Source organism: Sulfurimonas sp., assembly GCF_023229105.1.
GTDB lineage: Bacteria > Campylobacterota > Campylobacteria > Campylobacterales > Sulfurimonadaceae > Sulfurimonas.
Genome location: NZ_JALNZY010000037.1, coordinates 1 through 19,141, shown reverse-complemented (window position 1 = coordinate 19,141; position 19,141 = coordinate 1). Strand labels below are relative to the sequence as shown.

18 protein-coding genes are annotated in these 19,141 nt (G+C 36.2%); 9 read left to right on the top strand and 9 right to left on the bottom strand.

Going from position 1 to position 19,141, the window contains the following annotated elements; all coding sequences use genetic code 11:
- Positions 1 to 1,918, top strand: a 1,918-nt coding sequence (locus M0Q17_RS06460) for an efflux RND transporter permease subunit (protein ID WP_295084802.1), incomplete at its 5' end; no start/stop codon positions are given.
- Positions 1,919 to 2,013: 95 nt separating this feature from the next.
- On the opposite strand, the gene M0Q17_RS06455 is transcribed toward M0Q17_RS06460, so the two are convergent.
- Complete coding sequence (locus M0Q17_RS06455) at positions 2,014 to 2,412, bottom strand: rhodanese-like domain-containing protein (RefSeq protein WP_295084800.1); 399 nt, start codon at positions 2,410 to 2,412, stop codon at positions 2,014 to 2,016.
- A 63-nt stretch (positions 2,413 to 2,475) separates the two neighbouring features.
- On the opposite strand from M0Q17_RS06455, the gene M0Q17_RS06450 reads away from it, so the two are divergent.
- On the top strand, positions 2,476 to 2,844 hold the full coding sequence (locus M0Q17_RS06450; protein WP_295084797.1) for a hypothetical protein: 369 nt from the start codon (positions 2,476 to 2,478) through the stop codon (positions 2,842 to 2,844).
- A 16-nt stretch (positions 2,845 to 2,860) separates the two neighbouring features.
- Here the strand turns inward: M0Q17_RS06450 and M0Q17_RS06445 are convergent, their stop codons facing one another.
- Positions 2,861 to 4,768 carry a methyl-accepting chemotaxis protein gene (locus tag M0Q17_RS06445; protein WP_295084794.1) on the bottom strand — a complete coding sequence of 636 codons (1,908 nt, stop codon included), beginning with the start codon at positions 4,766 to 4,768 and terminating at the stop codon, positions 2,861 to 2,863.
- A gap of 82 nt (positions 4,769 to 4,850) precedes the next feature.
- A complete protein-coding gene (locus M0Q17_RS06440; protein WP_295084792.1) occupies positions 4,851 to 5,207 on the bottom strand; it encodes a hypothetical protein in 357 nt (118 codons plus the stop codon).
- A 166-nt stretch (positions 5,208 to 5,373) separates the two neighbouring features.
- Between M0Q17_RS06440 and gdhA the strand changes: the two genes are divergently transcribed.
- The 5 genes from gdhA (at position 5,374) to M0Q17_RS06415 (ending at position 9,926) form a co-directional block, all read left to right on the top strand.
- Positions 5,374 to 6,729, top strand: coding sequence for an NADP-specific glutamate dehydrogenase (gdhA, locus tag M0Q17_RS06435; RefSeq protein WP_295084789.1), 1,356 nt, complete (start codon positions 5,374 to 5,376; stop codon positions 6,727 to 6,729).
- Positions 6,730 to 6,825: 96 nt separating this feature from the next.
- Positions 6,826 to 7,443: a molecular chaperone gene (locus M0Q17_RS06430; RefSeq protein WP_295084786.1), complete on the top strand. Its 618-nt coding sequence runs from the start codon at positions 6,826 to 6,828 to the stop codon at positions 7,441 to 7,443.
- The gene (locus tag M0Q17_RS06425; protein ID WP_295084782.1) at positions 7,444 to 8,550 is read left to right on the top strand and encodes a 4Fe-4S binding protein; all 1,107 of its coding nucleotides are present in this window, start codon (positions 7,444 to 7,446) and stop codon (positions 8,548 to 8,550) included.
- Positions 8,551 to 8,554: 4 nt separating this feature from the next.
- Positions 8,555 to 9,349, top strand: coding sequence for a hypothetical protein (locus M0Q17_RS06420; RefSeq protein WP_295084780.1), 795 nt, complete (start codon positions 8,555 to 8,557; stop codon positions 9,347 to 9,349).
- 73 nt (positions 9,350 to 9,422) lie between these two features.
- A complete protein-coding gene (locus M0Q17_RS06415) occupies positions 9,423 to 9,926 on the top strand; it encodes a hypothetical protein (protein WP_295084777.1) in 504 nt (167 codons plus the stop codon).
- A gap of 130 nt (positions 9,927 to 10,056) precedes the next feature.
- Here the strand turns inward: M0Q17_RS06415 and M0Q17_RS06410 are convergent, their stop codons facing one another.
- The 4 genes from M0Q17_RS06410 to M0Q17_RS06395 are packed head-to-tail and all read right to left on the bottom strand — an operon-like array spanning position 10,057 to position 13,744.
- On the bottom strand, positions 10,057 to 10,563 hold the full coding sequence (locus M0Q17_RS06410; protein WP_295084774.1) for a phosphatidylglycerophosphatase A: 507 nt from the start codon (positions 10,561 to 10,563) through the stop codon (positions 10,057 to 10,059).
- 7 nt (positions 10,564 to 10,570) lie between these two features.
- Complete coding sequence (locus M0Q17_RS06405; RefSeq protein WP_295084771.1) at positions 10,571 to 11,761, bottom strand: sulfate adenylyltransferase; 1,191 nt, start codon at positions 11,759 to 11,761, stop codon at positions 10,571 to 10,573.
- Positions 11,739 to 12,626, bottom strand: coding sequence for a response regulator (locus M0Q17_RS06400; protein ID WP_295084768.1), 888 nt, complete (start codon positions 12,624 to 12,626; stop codon positions 11,739 to 11,741). The genes M0Q17_RS06405 and M0Q17_RS06400 overlap by 23 nt, the downstream gene beginning before the upstream one ends.
- Positions 12,623 to 13,744, bottom strand: a complete 1,122-nt coding sequence (locus M0Q17_RS06395) for a bifunctional 2-C-methyl-D-erythritol 4-phosphate cytidylyltransferase/2-C-methyl-D-erythritol 2,4-cyclodiphosphate synthase (RefSeq protein ID WP_295084765.1) — start codon at positions 13,742 to 13,744, stop codon at positions 12,623 to 12,625. The genes M0Q17_RS06400 and M0Q17_RS06395 overlap by 4 nt, the downstream gene beginning before the upstream one ends.
- A gap of 202 nt (positions 13,745 to 13,946) precedes the next feature.
- On the opposite strand from M0Q17_RS06395, the gene thiC reads away from it, so the two are divergent.
- Both thiC and M0Q17_RS06385 read left to right on the top strand, forming a co-directional pair.
- The gene (gene thiC / locus M0Q17_RS06390; protein ID WP_295084762.1) at positions 13,947 to 15,329 is read left to right on the top strand and encodes a phosphomethylpyrimidine synthase ThiC; all 1,383 of its coding nucleotides are present in this window, start codon (positions 13,947 to 13,949) and stop codon (positions 15,327 to 15,329) included.
- Between the two features lie 90 nt (positions 15,330 to 15,419).
- Entirely contained in the window at positions 15,420 to 16,532 is a 1,113-nt protein-coding gene (locus M0Q17_RS06385; protein WP_295084758.1) for an Mrp/NBP35 family ATP-binding protein, read from the top strand.
- Between the two features lie 94 nt (positions 16,533 to 16,626).
- Here the strand turns inward: M0Q17_RS06385 and M0Q17_RS06380 are convergent, their stop codons facing one another.
- On the bottom strand, positions 16,627 to 18,474 hold the full coding sequence (locus M0Q17_RS06380; protein ID WP_295084755.1) for a GGDEF domain-containing protein: 1,848 nt from the start codon (positions 18,472 to 18,474) through the stop codon (positions 16,627 to 16,629).
- 80 nt (positions 18,475 to 18,554) lie between these two features.
- Positions 18,555 to 19,141 (bottom strand): SIS domain-containing protein (locus M0Q17_RS06375; RefSeq protein WP_295084752.1); only part of this gene is annotated, 587 nt, incomplete at its 5' end.

Sequence of the window (19,141 nt, the reverse complement as noted above, 5' to 3'; positions counted from 1 at the left end):
TGCGATTGTCGTAAGTGAAAATATACAGCGCTATATAGATGAGGGGATGAGTAACTATGATGCTGCAGTAGCCGGCACTAAAGAGATGATGCTTCCCGTAACTCTTGCAACAATTACTACGGTAGTAGCGTTTTTGCCGATTTTTATGATGCAAGGGGAGATAGCTCTTTTTATATTATTAATTCCAATCACCGTAATTATAATTTTGATGGGTTCCTTGATTGAGAGTTTCTTCTTTTTGCCGCTTCATGCACAGGAATTTTTGAGAAAAAGTAACAATCTTATCAGTTGGGTGCCGTTTCAAAATCTTTATGAGAGAGTGATTTTGCGTTTTTTACACCATAAGGAACTATCGCTTTTGCTCTTTATAGTTTTGATTCCATTAGCTACTTTTTATACGGCTAACTCTATGAAATTTCAATTTTTTCCAAATTTTGACGGAAACTATCTCTATATATCAGGAAAATTGGATATTAACACCCCTTTAGGGGATACATATGAGATATCAAAAGAGATAGAAGCAGAGCTGATGGAGCATGCGGAGGAGTTTTCTCTTAAGGCAATATCATCAGTTGTAGGCTATAGAAGAAGCCTCTCTGGTGAGACACAAAGAAATAATAGTGTTTTTATGATTACTATGGAGCTTTATGACAGGGTAAATACAAACTGGATAGATAAATATTTAAATCCTATTTTAAATCTTAGTTTTGAGTTCAATAATCCGAACAAGAGAAGACTAAAACAGACTTTTGAACTCTCGCCTCGTGCCAAAGAGATAATAAGTGTCTATAAAAAGAAGTATGAAATGGAAGATCTCGGTGTCATGGAAGATAAGCCCGGGCTTATAAGAAGTGATATTCAGATTAATCTATCCGGAAGTAACGATGAGATGCTTCAAAAAGGGATAATGCAATTAGAAGAGAGGCTCTCAAAAATAGAGCATATTAAAGATTTTAGTGATAATATAAAATATGGAAAAATGGAGTTTAAGATTAAGATAAACTCTTACGGCGAAAGTTTGGGATTAAGTGAAGCAGCCGTTGCAAAGATACTAAGCGCATATTTTTTAGAGCAAAAACAGGGAACTACATTTAATGATTTAGGTATTATGGAGATAAGAACAGAGGATAGCGCAAAAGATAGCATAGATGCCTTTTTAGGTTTTAACATGCCTCTTGGAGACGGCAGATATGTAAAACTATCCGATATTGCAGATATTGATAAAGTAAAAGATTATGAAAAGATAAACAAACTAAACGGAAATATTATAAAAACTGTTTTTGCAAATGTAGATAAAAGAAATATAACCTCAGAGGAGGTTTTGCAGGAGTTAAAACCTACGCTTGAAGAGATAGCAAAGATGGGGGTAACTATTGAGCTTCTGGGAGAAAAAGAGAAAAATGAACAGCTTAAAAGTGATATGAAAAAAGCGATATTATTCGCAATATTTTTGATTTTTCTAACCCTGCTGCTTATTTTTTCAAAAATAAAATATGTCCTTATGGTTATGAGCGTTATTCCTCTTTCTGTGCTGGGTGCACTTATTGGACACAAACTGCTGGGAATAAATCTTACTATGTCCTCTGTGATAGGAATTTTAGGACTTGCAGGTGTTGTTATAAATGACGGGATAATAATGCTTGATTTTTTACATAGAACTCACAAGGTAGAGGAGTTTTTACAACGGGCAAAACATAGACTCCGCCCGATTGTAATAACATCTGTAACAACTTTTTTAGGTCTGTTTTCTCTTATATTTTATGCTAGCGGTCAAGCAGTTATACTACAACCGATAGCTATATCTTTAGGATTTGGATTGCTTTGGGGAACACTTTTGAATCTAATATATCTGCCGACACTTTATGCAATGGTTAATAAAATAGAGCCGCCTGATATTTTAGAGAAAAAGAGCGCGTAGCAGAGCCCAAAGTAGAAAAATTATCAAGGCTATAAAAGCAAATATAAGCGCAACTCTTGTAAAGAAATAAAATATAAATTTTAAAAACTGCAAAATTAGTTTGCTTTGTAGGGTAAAATTGGCAATTTTATATATTTGGCATATAAGATGCCACTTTTAAGGTTAATGACATCATAACCCATTTTTTGAGATAAAAACTGCGCTAAAATTTTTGTTCTGCTCCCTGTTCTACAGATAAGGGCAAAAGGTTTTTTTGTATCAACCGCACTATTTAATTTTTCTAAAAAATCCTTAAGGTCATACTTTCCTTTTTCATCAAAGAGCATAATGGGTATAGAACCTTTTAAAAGACCCGTTTCTTTCCATTCTGCTGATGTTCTAATATCAACTATAGGTATATTTAAACGGAGTAGTTCCATAGATGCTTCCTCGTTTTTTATGGAAGCAAAAAGAGATAGGGATAAAAACAAAAGAGATAAAAAGACTTTTTTCAAAACAACGCTCCACGCTTAAAATTAAGTGTATAATTGTATCTATAAATAAATAATAGGTAAGAAATGGCATCACAAAAAGCGATAGACAATGCACATAGACTTCGATACATAAGAGCTTTAGAGAGATTTCACAGAGGAATTGTCTCCTATTTATCTACTACAACGGATCTCTCTAAAGAGGGATATGATAAAAAGATACAAAATAGTTTAAAAGTTCTTCAAAAAGTAGAGGAGATAGCTCTTTACAAGGGGGACTTACAGGATTTACAAAAACTGGTTAAAAAGATAATCTCTTATGAAGATAGTGATAAAGATGTCCAAGATATTAAAGATGAGATTTTATACGAAACAAACCAACTTGATAAAACTAAAAATGCAAGACGTTATAAAAAAGACAAATACTCCAACTCCAAATATGAGGAGTGGGAGTAAAAAGAAACACTATAAATTACTCTTTTAGCATCTTATCGAGTAATTCAAAGACTTCAGAAGAGACCTTCTCCATCTCGTCAAAATTTTCTATAATTTTATCTGCATTTTTTAGAGTCTCTGTTTGCGCATCTTTTTCAAGAAAACTAAGGTTTTCATGAACTTTTTTGCTTACATTTATGCGAGGAGCATCTAGTTTGGCAAAAGATTGCGTGCGGGCAAATCTTGCTTTGCCTTCCTCTGAACACCACTCTCCAAGGCGGCACTTATCTCCACTTTTTGAAGGCACGACATTTTTCAGAGATATTATTGAGTTGTAAGCACGTGATTTAAAGAGTATCTGGTCTAGTTTTGCAAGAACTATAAATATGCTGTTTTCCATTTTGTAAGAGAAATCTACAATTTTTGAAGAGTTTTCACTTAGCTCTATTAGTGTGCCTTCAAAACCGTTTATCTTCTGCGTAGAGCCCTCTACTGTTTGTTTCATATTGTCCGAACTTGTTTGAATCTCACTCATATTTTGTTGAAGTGATTTAATAGATACAGAAATCTCTCCCGTAGCTTTATGAGTTCTCTCGGCAAGTTTTCTTACTTCATCAGCAACAACTGCAAATCCGCGTCCATGCTCACCTGCACGTGCTGCCTCTATAGCAGCATTTAATGCTAGTAGATTGGTTTGGTCAGCAATATCTGTTATTAGCTGAATTACAGAGGTTATCTCATTTGCTTGGCTTGCTATTTCGCCAATGCTGTCGTTATTGATGTTTACTTGCTCATTTAGGGTATTTAGCTCGCTAGTAATGTCAACTATATCGTTTCTTGAGTTGTTCGCTAATTCAGAAGCCTGCTTTGTTGCAGATGTAACTGACTTTAAGTTATGAAGATTTTCATCTAAATCAGAGATAATCATAGAGAGGGATTCAGTTACATTTACGCTTCTTGAACTGATTTTTGAGTTAAAGATATCTCTTTGAGCTTTTTGATGTTGAGTTTTCATAAACTCTATACTTTTTCCAACGCTCTGTATAGCATCTACGAATTCGCCGCTCATCCCCTCCGATGAAATACGGTGAGTAAATACACCTCTTGAGGCATCAGTTATTGTCATATTAATTTCATGTATAAGGTTTTGGGTATGTTTAATAAGTTGAGATAATTCACACCCCATAATGCCCAGCTCCGTATCCCTTTGATCCGTATCCCTTTGGGTAGATGCTGTCTTGTGGCTAAAATCACCTTTTGCTACAAAACTGATTAAAGAGGTAAACTCGCTAATTCCAGAGGTTATGGATTTTCTTATAACAGTTGCTAAAACTAAGACAACGACCCCGACAAGAATCCCGGCAATAAGAGCTAAAGTTTTAAAGAAAGTTATTTCATTTGCCAAATCAACCGAATCCTCATCTAGCTCTTTAGACTTATGCTTAACAAGCTTTGCAAATGACTCTCTTGAAGCGTTTGCAAAGGGAGTTAGCTCTTTAGAGTAGTTGGCGTATATTGTGTCTTTATCATATCTTATCTCTTTAGAATCCAAAGATTTCATCATCTTTAGAGTATTTTGCAAAAAGAGCATAGTGGAATTTTTAGCCTCCTTAACCATACTTAAAGAGTCCTCATTTTCCATAAGTTTTTCTAAGAGAGTAAAATGACCCTCAATCTCTTGAAGCGTTTTATCAAGTCTTTGTATATTTTTGTCATAATCTCCACCGAGCATAATGTCTCTTGATAATCTGCTTGTGTAATTGAGATTTTTTTCTATCTTAAGAGTTGTCAAAGCGCCTAACATAGAGTTGCTATGGAGATGTTCATATTTTGATTCGATATGCCCCATCGCTAAAAATATAGAAAAAGCAGCAGAAAAAACGGAGACTGCAACCATGGTTACAAAGTAATTCATCTTTTTATGAATACTTAAATTTTTAAACATTAAAATCCTTATAAGGGGCAGTTTGAGATAAAATTATTACATTTTATAACAATAAATTTAAAAATGTCCTTAAATTATGAATTTACAAAAACATGAATTGGGAGAGTAAAATAATTACTACGACTAAGCTAAAAGGAAAAAAATGACTCTTAAATACCCATGGATTTATCTTAAATAGTTTTTGGTTGATGCCTCGCAGCCCTAACCATATGCCTAAAAATGCTTTTATACTGAGGAGAGTTTGAAAGTAAGATAAAGAACCGCCTTCAATCTTGCCAAAAATTTGAGAGATAAGATAAAGTCCGCTTGCAACGGCAACCATCAGAGCATATGGAACAACTTTTCTTACGTGCATCATAATAGCTTCTCTGGCTTTTGCTTGCTCATCATCATTGAGGGTTTGCCCCATTTTAGATAAAAAAAGTATATCTACAAACAAAAAACCACCGTAAATAAAAACTGAGAATATATGAATAGTATGAACGATTGTATAAATGATAGTAAATCCTTTTTTAATGAATTTTAGCACAAACCATAATAAATAAATTTGTTTTATGTCAATTGTAGTAAAATGACTAAAATTGTCAGTAGAAAATGAGGAAAATATGGATATATCTCAAGAAAACATAAAAAATATTTTAGTGGGAGACTGTGCGCAAAACAGTGTATTTTTTCAAGCAGTTCAAGAGGTCATCTCCTCTATCGCGCCACTGCTAAATTCTGATAAAAAGTATAATATGTTCTCTGTTTTAGAGAGATTAATAGTGCCTGATAGAGTTATAAAATTTAAGGTTAGCTGGCTTGATGATGGCAACAATATAAGAGTCAACACGGGATATAGAGTACAATTTAACAACACTCTTGGACCATATAAAGGAGGACTCCGTTTTCATCCGAGTGTCAATGAGGGAATTTTTAAGTTTTTAGGGTTTGAGCAGATTTTTAAAAATTCACTTACAGGTTTGCCCATTGGCGGAGCAAAGGGAGGAAGCGATTTTGATCCAAAAGGAAAAACCGACTTTGAGATAATGAAATTTTGTTCAGCTTTTATGAGGGAACTTCATAAATATATAGGTCCGCGCATAGATGTTCCTGCTGGAGATATCGGAGTTGGAGCGCGAGAGATAGGGTATCTTTTTGGAGAGTATAAAAAAATTACATCATCTTATGACGGAGTTTTAACAGGCAAACCACACGTGTTTGGTGGCTCCCTGATGCGGCCGGAAGCTACGGGATACGGTGTTGTTTATTTTACGCAAGCGATGCTTGAACTAGAAAAAAAAGAGGGTTTGGCAGGAAAAATCTGTACCGTAAGCGGAGCCGGGAAAGTTGCGCTACATGCTATAGAGAAGCTTCTGCAAGTAGGAGCGATTCCTGTTACATGCAGTGATTCAAGAGGGATGATATATGATTCAAGAGGAGTTGATTTGCCGCTTTTAAAGGAGTTAAAGCTTCAAAATGGAGCCTCCCTGGAGCGTTACTTAGAGTTTCATCCCGATGCCAAATATACTCCGGTTTGTGACTACTCTGAGGGTGAACATGCTGTATGGGGCATTCAATGTTATGCAGCATTTCCATGTGCAACTCAAAATGAGCTAAGTGAAGCAGATGCACAAAATTTGATAGCCAATGGATGTGTGAGTGTAAGTGAGGGAGCAAACATGCCCTCTACCCCTGAAGCTATAAATGCTTTTTTAAACCACAACGTCTGTTTTGCTCCTGCAAAGGCAGCAAATGCCGGCGGTGTAGTAGTTAGTGAGTTTGAGATGAGTCAAAACGCTTCCATGCAGCGCTGGCATTTTGAAAAAATCGATACTAAACTTAAAATCATAATGGAGCAGATTTGTAAAAGAGTTGCCCTTACCGCTAAGGATTATGGGGTTGAGGGAAACTATGTTGATGGCGCGAATATAGCCGGTTTTAAAAGAATAGCAGATGCTATGATTGCAGAGGGAGTATAAAAGACAAAATAGTTTTTAATAATTTGTCCTAATGCTAAATTTAGACTTTTGCGATAGAATTACGGATTAAAAAAATCAATACAAAGTACAAATAATATGCAAAATACGAAAGCAAGGTCTAATATATATGCGCTTCTCTCACGCGTGCTACTCCAAGAGTTAGACGAAAAAATGTTAAAAATGATAAAAAGTGATGAAAATATTTTAGACTTTTTTCCTATGCTAAAAGAGTGGAAACCTTTTAAGGAGGAGCAGGATTCTAAGCTTTTAGAGGAGTATTTAAATCCTGATTTTGTAAATCTCTCTCTTTTGCATCTTATTCCTTATGAGACTTTTTACACAAGAGAAGACCAAAAAATCGAAACAGGCGGAGCAAATCCGGTAACGGATATGTACAGTGCATACAACTTTATGGTTGATTTTGAAGTTGCACGCACTATCTCGGCTGATCATATCGGGGTGGAGTTGGAGTTTATGCATCATTTAGTAGAAATAGAGATTAAAGCTTTTTCGCAGAGGGATATGGAAGCAGTAAGAGAACTCAAAGAGATTCAAAGCGAGTTTTTAAACAGACATCTCTTAAAATGGGCTCCGATGTATCTAATAAATGTTAAATTTGAAGCCAGAACGCCTCTTTATTATGATGCTGCTGATATGGCTTTAGAGTTTATTCTTAGCGATAACGAGTACTTGGCTAAGGAGCTAAATCTTTAGATGATACAGCTCAAAGCCGCTCGTTGTGTTCGTTCTCTCTCAAAGGAGAGTGAGTGTAACAAATGTGAACTTATCTGCCCGACTGAGGCTATTGTAGTCGGGAGTAACCCGCTTCCTGCAATCAACTTCTCTGCTTGTGTAGGATGCGGTGCATGTGATGCTATCTGCCCTAATGAAGCACTTTTTTTATATGATTTTAGTTCTACTGATTTCTTTTTTAGTTTTATAGAGGATAGTGATAATCTTATCTCCTGTAGAAAAAATGTCCCTTGCATAGCAGCTTTGAATATTGAAAATATCATATCGATGGCTCTTCTTAAAAAGGAGATTATTTTTGATATGGGGCATTGTGATTCATGCGCGATAGCTCATAAGTGCAGACCTGAGATAGAGAAAAACTATGAAGAGGCATCTTATATACTCGAAGCGATGCAAAGCAGTGCTGTTATAAAACTCGAAGATGTGAAGTATGAAAAAGCAGATTTAACTCAAACTGAGACTACCAACAGAAGAGAATTTTTTAGTAAGGTAAATTTAGCGGGTATTGTTAAAACCAAACATGCGTTTGAAAAAGAGATACAAAAAGCGACAGATGAGCTAGTTGAACATACTCTGCAAAAAAGCGATATTGCACTTTTAAAACAAAAACGCATAACAGATAGAAGAAAGCTCTTCTTTACTGCACTCAAAAGAGTTCAAAAGCCGTCTATTTACCACATAATAGAAGCAGATGAATTAACGTTTACCTCAATGAAAGAGATAAATAGTGATACTTGTACTGCTTGTCAGATGTGTTACAGAGTCTGCCCTAGCGGTGCCTTGACCTCTGATATAAAAAACTCCAAGATAGATTTTGACCCGTTTTTATGTATAAAGTGTCATATATGTCATGATGTATGCGAGCCTGAAGCCATTACACTCTTACCCACATACAAGGTAAAGGAGTTTTTTGAACCTGAGATTCACAATCTGATAAAGTTTAATGTGAGAAGATGTGATGAATGCAATATTATTTTTAGTACAAACTCACATGAGAAGCTCTGCTATAGATGCAAGGCAGAGGAAGAGGAAGCAAGAGAACTTTGGGGAATAGAAGGAGAGATTTAACAAGATGAACAACGCCAATGAGATATCACACCATACAAAGCTCTACGGATTTATAGGAGAATATGCGGGGCAAAGTAGCATCTCTGCAACACTGAACAAGCTCTTTAAATCTGCCAACAAAGATGCGATGATGATACCTATGAATATACGCGAGGATGATTTTTTCTTTACGGTTGCCAATATGAAAAAATCGCATGTCAACGGCGCACTTATATCTAACGAGTATGTGAAAAATGTAGTGGAGCTTTTGGATGAGGCAAGCGAGGCAGTTAAACGCTCGGGAATGTGCGATATTGTTATTAGAGACGGGCAAAAACTTATCGGCGATATTTTAGGCATGAAAGTAGCAGCAGAGTTTTTAAAAGAGAAGGGCTGCAAAAAAATAGCTCTTATAGGCATAGGCGCAAGGGCAAAAGCGTTTTGCTCCTTTAGTGAGGGCTTTGAGATAAGTCACTTCTATGATGACCTAGAGAAGCTTATGCTTTTTACCAATGAGATAAAAGCAGTAGATGCTGATATAAATCGCTTAGCAGAGGGGATGGAGATAGATTTCTCATCTTATGATGCAGTTATTGACTTTAGCGATTTTGCTACTTTAGCCATGGTAAATAAATTAAGTGATATAAATTTGGACATGAAACAAAAAAAAGAGTTCTCGCCGCTTAAGGTACGAGCGCTTGAACTTGGAGCACCGTACAGAGGATTTGATAATATGTTACATGAGTTCTCAGAAACTATTTTTGACTTTTTAAAAGATAAAAAACATCTAGAACATGATAAAAGCGATATGAGATTTTAACTTTAGTGCCATAGCGGCTAGCGAAGGCAAAGGAACGAGTTCCTTTGACGGACAAAAAAATTAAGGAAGAGAAATGAACCAACATGATTTAAGTGATTTAAGAGCAGAATTTGATAAGTTTGTAAAAGATAGTTGCTCTTTAGATGCAGAGGATTTGAAAAAAGATCCCGATACGATAGACAAAGAGGACGAGGAACCGGTTCCGCAGTTTGTAGATGCTCTTACGGCAAAGCTTTTGGCACCTGCAGTAAGCGGGGTTTATCTCTCAAGACTTGATATAAAAAGAATTGCCGAGGCGATAGATGAGTCGCTTCCGATTAAAGAGCGTATAAAAATGATTAGGTCTCTTTTTAGACATACAAACTCTAAAAAATATCTTCAAGATGCTTTTGAAGAGATAAACAAGCATATAAACGGTCGTATATTAATCTACCAAGAGTTAGGTGAAGCATTTAAAAAATCAAAGCCGATTTTTGACGAGCACATTCATAAGGCTAAAAAAACTATGAAGATGTTTAATCAGATTATAGAAGATTTTGAGGAGATAGAGCCATCATCCGACCCCCTATTTATCTAAAACAAAAATAGCGAAGCATTTGCTTCGTTGCTACATTCATCATATACTTTAGTATGCTTCCTCATTATGCATCTTACACCTGCATCACTCTTTTAACTCTTCTTAAAGTTTTTTTTAATAGGTTAAAAATTTATAATAGATTTTGAATCTGCAGCCATCCTTGCCATATCACAGCACTCAAAATACCTGCTACAAAACCTGCCACGATATCGTCAGCCATCACGCCAACTCCGCCATTAGCTTCGCGGTCAAGTCTGCCTATGATAGAGGGTTTTGCTATATCAAAGTATCTAAAGAGTAAAAATGAGAGCAAACTTTGAACTAAAAAACCGTTTTGTAAATCTGTAACTTCTCCCAAACTCACGCTTATTGCAGGTGCGACACTTAGTGCAAACCACATTCCTGCAAGCTCGTCTATAACTATCCGTTTATCATCATGTATGCCGCTTTTTTTCTCATATTTGTTAATTTCTCTAATTGCAATTATTGAGATTAAAAGAGTAGCCAAAAAAAGTGTTTGTGCATCAAAGTAGATAAGTATCAACATGCCAAGAGGAAGCGAGACAAGAGTTCCGACAGTCCCCGGAGCTTTTGGAGCAAGCCCGCTATATCCTAAAGTTATAAAAAACCAATTCATTTTTTTCCTAAGTAAGAGAGGTTGTTTGGTAGAGTTTCATCAGCTCTAAATAAAAATCATTTTCCGTGTGCTCTTCTAAAAGACCCTCTACCGGCAGAATATCGTAGTAGAGTTTTTCTAAGTTTTTAAATCTGTTTGGATGGAGTTTTGAGAGTATCACGGCAGAAATCTGTTTTCTCATAAGAATAGTCGGCGGCAAAATACCAAGCTCCAAAAGTTCAAGAATTGAGGTTGAGTGGTATGATATCTGATGATGTTGCCCATGAGGACAAGTGTTTTTGCTAACAAGAGTAGTGCATTTATCGCAGTAAACATACTCACTAGTTACTGTAATCTCTATATCAATACCTATAACTTTGTCAATGATGGATTTGTTTGAGTTGCAGTCGTAAAACATTCCAAGTCCCGCATGGTTTCTTCCCACAGTCAATTTGTCGCATCCATAATTTTTAGCAACTATTGCATCAAGTATTATTTCGTTATAACCCGCAAAGATATAGCTGTTTTCAAGAGGCACTACTACCACATGGTTTTTTATCAAAAAGTTATTTATAAAAAAATCAAGAGCCTTTTTTCTTATATCGAAAGAGAGATTTGATTCTGTATAAGGTTTTAGTAGAAATATAACAAGCAAGTCGGTATTTTCAAGTGTTTGACGAATAAGCTTCTCATGTGCTCTATGAAGGGGGTTAGCCGCCATTACCAGTGCCGTTGTATATTTTGCATCGATTAGTTTTTTTGCATCATCTATGGTTTTTTTGTTTGTGTTGCTTGACTCATTTAAAAGCTCATACTCCCCGCATACGGCTAAAGAGCCGAGTCTTTTTAGTGTCGCCATAACCCCTGGGTGAGAAATATCGTCAGTTCCGTAAATCTGTTTTATTCTTTCGTTTGGCTCAATATGAAAAACTTCATCCACAATAAGCTTTGCAAAGGGCTTATCCTTAAAAAGTATGATAACCTCTTCGCCTTTTTCAAGGGAGCCTAAAACCTGTGCATTTGTCTTTCCCGAGGGAGCTAATATAAAAGGAAAAGGAAACGATTTACCATTGATTAGCCCAGTTTTAAGAATCTCTTTACTCTGTTGCTCATTCATTAAAGATTGTGCAGGAGAGAGTAGTCCGTCTTTTAAGAACTCTAGTGCAGATGCTGCTTCTTTGTCTATTAGGAGAGTTTTATTTTTTCTTAATGATGTCATATTTCTTCCGTTTTTCCCATAAACTTTTGCGGCTGATTCCTAGTTTTTTTGAGAGTTCCGTATCTGGAAATTTATGTTGATAATTTAAAACTATAAATTTTACATAATCTTCTATCGGAAGAATCTCCCCCTCGTCAAAGATTTTGTTTTCACTTTTAATCTCTATTATTTCATATTCATCATCTTCAATTTTATCTGTACTTGAGATTATGGCTTTTTTATTTTCAAGCAAAGCGTAGAGAGCTTTTCTATCACTTTTTTTAAGGGTTTGAAGGTCGATGATATATAGAAGTGAGTTTGCGCTTATTGACTCTATTTCACTCATTGCTTTTGGATCGCTGAGCGTTATAAAGTGCAGAGGCATATTTTTCTTTTTTGCATATTCAAAAGCAAAGGAGTCGGCATGCTTTTGATAAGAAGATGAAACAAATACACTAAGGTTTATATTGTTAAAATCATACTCATTCGCAATAGAGGAAAAAGTATGTGTAAGGTATTTATCACACGCTTCATTTCTTTTTTTAAGCTTCTCATAATCCTGATAGTGGTTTATTTTTCTAATAAGCTCTTCAATCATAAACGGTTTTAGTATATAGTCTTTAGCACCTGCTGCAAGGGGTTTGGAGACTGTGTCGTTGCTAATATAGGAGACCATCAAAATAATTATTGATTTTTTAAATGTTTCAATAACCGGGTTGAAAGCTTGACCATTTATGTTAGTTGAGAGTAAAACAACGTCGTAATCGTTACTTTTTATGGCATCTCTTGTTGAGGTGCACATTTCACATATATGACCTAGCTCGCTTAGTTTTGTAGCAATACTTTGCGCCAAATAAACTTCATTTTCTATAATTAGTATCTTCAAATCTTTGTCCAATCAAAATATTTTAAATTTGCGTTGGCTATCACACCGACACCCTCAGCTCTGCCTATAAAACCAAGTCTCTCGGTTGTAGTGGCTTTTATGTTTACTCTTTGGCTATCTATATTTAAGATGTCGCTAAGTGTTTTTCTCATTGTAATTTTATAATCACCGATTCTCGGTTTTTGGGCTGCTATTGTCAAATCCACATTTATGATAACAAAACCAAAATTACGGAGTTTTCTAACAACTATGCGTAACAACTCTTTAGAATCTACACCTCTGTATCTCTCATCATTGTCTGGAAACATTATACCTATATCTCCCATTCCCGCAGCTCCAAGTAGCGCGTCTATAAGCGCATGTATTGCTACATCACCGTCACTGTGAGCTTTGAAGCCATAAGCTGACTCAATTTTTACACCACCTAAGTACATCTCGCCTTTATCATCAAAAGCGTGAACATCAAATCCTGTTCCGCTAAAGGTGTCATCTGAGGGAGGCTCAAGGCAGGTAAGCTCTTTTAAATCAGCTATTTTGGTGATTTTATGAGCATCTTCTTCGCCTAAAATAAACTCTCTTGTGCCTCCGTTAGCAACTATAGCGCTGCTCTCATCCGTAAACTCTTCTTTTTGAAGAAGTGCGGATTTAAGAGCAGAGGTAAGTGAGAGTTGAGGGGTTTGAACCCTTTTTACTTTCTGCCTGTCTATAGTTTCATTACCATAAACAATAGTATCATTTACTCCTAAATATGGAACCACGCAGTCACTTTTTCCGAGATAAGAGATGATTTTTTTAAAAAATGCATCGCTAAAGCAAGCACGAGCAATATCGCTGACTAAAACATACTCCGTCTCTACATGCGCAAGAGAATTTTTAAGCGATTGCTGTCTTGAAGAAGCGCCTTTAACAAATGTATAATCGGCATGGTTTTTCATAAACTCTATATCTTCTTCTGATGAAGTTATAATAATTTTTTCAAAGTGTCCGATATTTTCACATCTTTTTGCTACAAATTGCCATAAAGGCTGCCCAGCAATTCTGAGCCACTGCTTTTTAACATCTAGCTCAAAACGCGATGAACTACCCGCAGCAAGTAAAATAAGCGTCAAGTTAGACAAAAAAAACTCCTGAATTTTGTAAGTGTTACGAAATTATACACATCAATAGCTTTTTTTTATCTTGAAGCAGACAATCCTTTTGCAAAAAATTTAATTTAATATATAAATTATCAAAGCAGATAATCAACTTAATATTATATTAACTTTATTTGACTATATTTTCAGTGCATGATAATTTAGTATATATAAATTTGGAGAGAATATGAGAACTTCTTGGGTACAAAAGCGTCAAAACGATCCTGTTAAAACACAGATGTACTACGCTAAGCAGGGTATAATAACCCAGGAGATGGAGTATGTTGCAAAAGTAGAAGATTTGTCTCCTGAGTTAGTTCGCAGTGAAATAGCAAGAGGAAGATTGATTATTCCTGCAAACGTAAATCATACCTCCCTTGAACCTATGGCAATAGGAATTGCAGCACGGTGCAAAATAAATGCAAATATCGGCTCCTCGGCAATAGCATCAGATGTTCAAGGCGAAGTTGAGAAGATGCAGGTATCACAGCACTATAAAGCCGACACTGCTATGGACCTCTCAACAGGCGGAGATTTGGACGAAATCCGCAAGGCTGTTATCGCCTCTTCAAAGATTCCTATAGGAACCGTGCCTATTTATCAAATCCTACATGATGTAGGAAACAAGATAGAGGATTTAAGCATAGAAGTTATGCTTGAAGTTTTAGAGCGCCAGGCAAAACAGGGTGTTAGTTACTTTACAATTCATGCCGGCTTTTTACTTGAGACTATGCCTAAAATCGCCAAAAGAAAGATGGGAATAGTAAGTCGCGGCGGAAGTTTAATGGCTGCTTGGATGATGCACTATCATAGAGAAAATCCTTTTTATACGGTATTTGATGATATTTTGAATATCTGTGCAAAATATGATGTCGCTTTATCTTTGGGAGATTCGCTTCGCCCGGGTTGTTTGGCGGATGCAAGCGATGATGCGCAGCTTGGCGAGTTGAAAGTTTTGGGTGATTTGACTCTTCGTGCTTGGGAGAAAAACGTTCAGGTTATGATTGAGGGTCCCGGACATGTTCCGCTCAATCAGATTGAGCGCAATATGAAACTTCAACGCGAGCTTTGTCATGAAGCGCCGTTTTATATCTTAGGACCTTTGGTTACGGATATTGCTGCTGGATATGATCATATAAGTTCAGCTATCGGTGCAGCTGTTGGCGGCTGGCACGGGGCAAGCATGCTCTGTTATGTAACGCCAAAGGAGCATCTAGGTTTGCCAAATGCCAATGATGTAAGAGAGGGAATTATCGCTTACAAAATTGCTGCTCACGCTGCTGATATCGCAAGAGGTCGTAAAGGTGCAAGAGATATAGATGATGAGATGAGTGATGCTAGATATAGTTTTAACTGGGAGAGACAGTTTGAGCTCGCACTTGACAGTGAAAGAGCAAGAGAATATCATGACGAAACTCTGCCTCAGGATGTTTTCAAAGAGGCTGAGTTTTGCTCCATGTGTGGACCGAAATTTTGTTCATATAAGATAACACAAAACATTATGGATAACCCAGAAGCGATTGAACAAATTGCTAGAGAGGTCAAGGAAAGAGAGGCTCTTGAAGCTTAAGAAAAAAATTTGATTGAGATAAGACAATTTTTGTCTTATTTAATTATGATAAAGTTATAAAAATAAAATTTATAAAGGAAATAAAGAGAAATGACTAAAGATATTGTAAATTCAGCACTCTCAAAAGTATTGTATCCAGGTTTTACTAAGGATATTGTAACTTTTGGTTTTGTTAATAGTATAGAGATTAGCGGTAATGATGTTAGTTTTAATGTTGAGATAACTTCAAGTGCTCCTGAAGTTGCGCAACAGATAACAGATGATGCAACAAAAGAGTTAAAAGCAGTAGGTGCTCTTAATGTTAGCGTGAATATAAAAGCTCCAAAAATGCCGGAGGCTCCAAAGCCAAAAAGTAAAAATATAGCACCTCACATTAAAAATTTTCTTATGGTTAGCTCAGGAAAAGGAGGAGTCGGAAAATCGACTACCTCTGTAAATATTGCTATTGCCCTTGCCGCACAAGGCAAAAAAGTAGGTCTTTTAGATGCTGATATTTATGGACCTAATATTCCTCGTATGATGGGAATCGCAGATCTTAAACCTGAAGTAACCGGAAATAAAGTTCTTCCTATGAAAGCTTATGGAATTGAGGTTATGTCTATGGGTTCACTTATGGAACCGGGTCAGTCACTTATGTGGCGTGGCGCTATGATTATGAAAGCAATTGAGCAGTTTTTAAGAGACATCTTATGGAGTGATTTAGATGTTTTAGTTATAGATATGCCTCCGGGAACTGGTGATGCACAGCTGACTTTAGCTCAAAGTGTGCCAGTTACAGCAGGTCTTACGGTTACAACTCCTCAAGCGGTTTCACTTGATGACTCTCGTCGCTCGTTAGATATGTTTAAAAAGTTAAATATTCCAATAGCCGGCATCATAGAAAATATGAGCGGTTTTATAGCACCTGATACAGGCGTTGAGTATGATATATTTGGCAAAGGAACATCGCAACCTATGGCAGATGAGTTTGGGACAAAAATAATTGCCGAGATTCCAATAGAGCCATCAATTAGAACAGGTGGAGACGAGGGTAAACCTATTACTTTTGTAAATCCTACTAGTGAGAGCGCAAAACGCTATATGGCTGCTGCTGAATCCGTTTGGGCAACTATAGAAGAGGTAAACGCAAAGGGCGGAGCGAGCAATGAAAGTGTTCAGCCGACAACACCTCCGGGAGTTAGTGCTTGCAGCACTAAGCATTAAAAATTAAAATAGCGGCGCATCTTCTGCGTCGTTACGCTCGTCACGTACTATTTGTACGCTTCCTCGCTAGACTTCTTTTTTAGAAGAAAATAAATTAAAATTCATCTCCACTTTTAAACATGTCTGGTTTAAATTCTACTATCTTGTTTCTTCCAGTATTTTTTGCTTCATAGAGTGCTGTATCTGCATACTTTATACATTTCCAAATCGTATCACCATCAGTAGGAAACTTAGCTATACCTATGCTTAAAGTCTTTTGTAACGGTTGAGTGTTTCCAACATCAAAAGAGAGTTTTGCAAATTCTGAATGTATTTTTTTTGCAATGCTCATCACTCCCTCATCGTTTGCGTTATGAAGCATAACAACAAACTCTTCACCCCCGTAACGAATTGCTAAATCAGAATCTCGAATACTTGAATTTAGTATCTTTGCTAGTGCAACGATTACCTTGTCGCCGACATCATGCCCATAGGTGTCGTTTACCATCTTGAAGAAGTCAACATCTATCATCATAACTGCAAACGTGTCGTTGTTTCTGTTTGCCTGACTCATGATTTTGTCTATAACTTCTTCTAAAAATCGTCTGTTATAAAGCCCCGTCATACCATCACGAAGAGAAGTGTCTCGTAATTTTTCCATTAAAATTTGGCTTTCGATAACTGGTTTTGCAGCTTCAAGGTAGTGCTTGATGCTTGAAATATTCTTCTTCATCAAATCTACCTCTTCTATCTTGTTTGATGTCATAGAGACGGTTAATGAAATATCGTGGTTGATATAAAAAGGTATGCATACATAGTTTATGTCGACTGACGAACATGCTTTGCATAGATTTGGAAATTCTGTTGAGATTGTTACGCTGCTTGTTCTAAATGCTCTGCAATTAAGTGCATTTTTGTTTGTTTTTTCAAAACATATATTATCTTCTTCAGTGCTGTAGATAATTCTTCTCTCTGCTGTTACATTATTTACTTCGTAAAAAGCAAAGTGACCAATATGGTATTTGAGTTTTAAGATATCAATTATTCTTCCGTAAACTTCTTCTTTTGAACCGTCTAGTTCGATAGTCTTTTTAAATTTATATATATCTGATAATTCACTAATGATAGTTTTTGCTTCATGAAGTGGGTCGTTTGATAGTGCAGCTCCCTGCGGTATAAAAGTTGCAAGATTGTATTTTATATCTCCGAAAGTCTCCTGCATCTTGCGAAATAGGGAGTTCATTTGATTTACGACACTTTTTGCATCCCCGCCGACTTTGGAGATAAACTCATGTGTAAAATCTCCTCTGTATGCTTTTTTGATACCACTTTGAAGATTTGAAAATAGATTCATATATGGAGTTACATAATAGTTAATCAGCACTAAAACAATAATTATAAACAGGAGATTTATTCCTAAAATTTTAAGCACTGTTATCATGCCGCTGTTTCTCATATCGCTTATATCAAACTCCATGCTTATAATGCCTAGAGTATCTCCTCTATTTACATTATGACATGAGACGCAGTCTGTACTATCCGCAGGAGTTGAAGCTTTGTATGGAATGGTAACTCTTAGAGTCGTGTCTTTAGTGTTTTCAGTGATTTTTTGGATGCTCTCCCCGGTTCTTAAAACCTCTTCATCAAGATCGTCTCTTACACTCTCGGATTGTAAACCTTTTCCATATTGAGAAATAACATTTTCTCCTCTAGCAATCCAGAGTGATTTTATATTATTGTTTGTGGCGATTTTGTCTAAAAAATATTGTCTTTTATCCATCATGTTATTAACCATGTGTGCTGTTAAGCCGTCTTTGACAATGTTTGCTGCCATTTGAGACTTTTCAACGGCACTATTTATACTGTACTCTCTAAAATTAAGAGCTATATTTATAATGGTTGCTGCTGTAAGCCCTAGAAGCATTATAGTTACGATTAGCATTAGTTTTGATTTTGTAGTCATGTTTGATACCATTTGTTAAAATTTAATTTAATCCAATAATAGCTAAGTAAATATAAATTTAATATGAAAATAAGAAATAATTATTCTACAGTAACGCTTTTTGCTAAATTTCTAGGCATATCAACATCGTTACCTAACCTTATGGATATCTCTAAAGAGAGAAGTTGAAGAACTACCATCATCTCAAAAAACTCCAACATGTAGTGTCTGCATGCAGAGATTTGTACAAAGTCATCTGCTTTGTCAAACACTTCTTGGCTAATAGCACAGATGGTAGAGTCCCTCGCACTGAGCTCCTCAACATTGCTTTTTGTTTTCTCATAGTGCAGATGTTTTGGAAGTAGGGCGATGGTAAAGAGTTCAGGATCAGCAAGCGCAATTGGACCGTGCTTCATCTCTCCCGCAGGATAGCCCTCTGCATGAAGGTACGAAATCTCTTTGAGTTTAAGAGCGCCCTCAAGTGCTAAAGGATAAAAAATATCTCTGCCGATAAAGAAAAAGCCGTGACCGTGAAGATATCTTTTTGACAATCTTTTTATGCGCTCATGCATCTCATCCGTAACTTTTACATGAGAGGGAACCTCGCGAAGCAGTGAGATATGTGATGCTATTTCACTTTTATTAAGTGAGTTTTTCATCTTTGCGATGTAGAGGCTTAGCATCCAAA

Excerpts from the sequence above, each read along its gene's own strand:
- M0Q17_RS06450 (WP_295084797.1), top strand. The coding sequence starts at position 2,476 with ATGGCATCACAAAAAGCGATAGACAATGCACATAGACTTCGATACATA.
- M0Q17_RS06445 (WP_295084794.1), bottom strand. The coding sequence starts at position 4,768 with ATGTTTAAAAATTTAAGTATTCATAAAAAGATGAATTACTTTGTAACC.
- gdhA (WP_295084789.1), top strand. The coding sequence starts at position 5,374 with ATGGATATATCTCAAGAAAACATAAAAAATATTTTAGTGGGAGACTGT.
- M0Q17_RS06430 (WP_295084786.1), top strand. The coding sequence starts at position 6,826 with ATGCAAAATACGAAAGCAAGGTCTAATATATATGCGCTTCTCTCACGC.
- M0Q17_RS06425 (WP_295084782.1), top strand. The coding sequence starts at position 7,444 with ATGATACAGCTCAAAGCCGCTCGTTGTGTTCGTTCTCTCTCAAAGGAG.
- M0Q17_RS06420 (WP_295084780.1), top strand. The coding sequence starts at position 8,555 with ATGAACAACGCCAATGAGATATCACACCATACAAAGCTCTACGGATTT.
- M0Q17_RS06415 (WP_295084777.1), top strand. The coding sequence starts at position 9,423 with ATGAACCAACATGATTTAAGTGATTTAAGAGCAGAATTTGATAAGTTT.
- M0Q17_RS06410 (WP_295084774.1), bottom strand. The coding sequence starts at position 10,563 with ATGAATTGGTTTTTTATAACTTTAGGATATAGCGGGCTTGCTCCAAAA.
- M0Q17_RS06405 (WP_295084771.1), bottom strand. The coding sequence starts at position 11,761 with ATGACATCATTAAGAAAAAATAAAACTCTCCTAATAGACAAAGAAGCA.
- thiC (WP_295084762.1), top strand. The coding sequence starts at position 13,947 with ATGAGAACTTCTTGGGTACAAAAGCGTCAAAACGATCCTGTTAAAACA.
- M0Q17_RS06385 (WP_295084758.1), top strand. The coding sequence starts at position 15,420 with ATGACTAAAGATATTGTAAATTCAGCACTCTCAAAAGTATTGTATCCA.
- M0Q17_RS06380 (WP_295084755.1), bottom strand. The coding sequence starts at position 18,474 with ATGACTACAAAATCAAAACTAATGCTAATCGTAACTATAATGCTTCTA.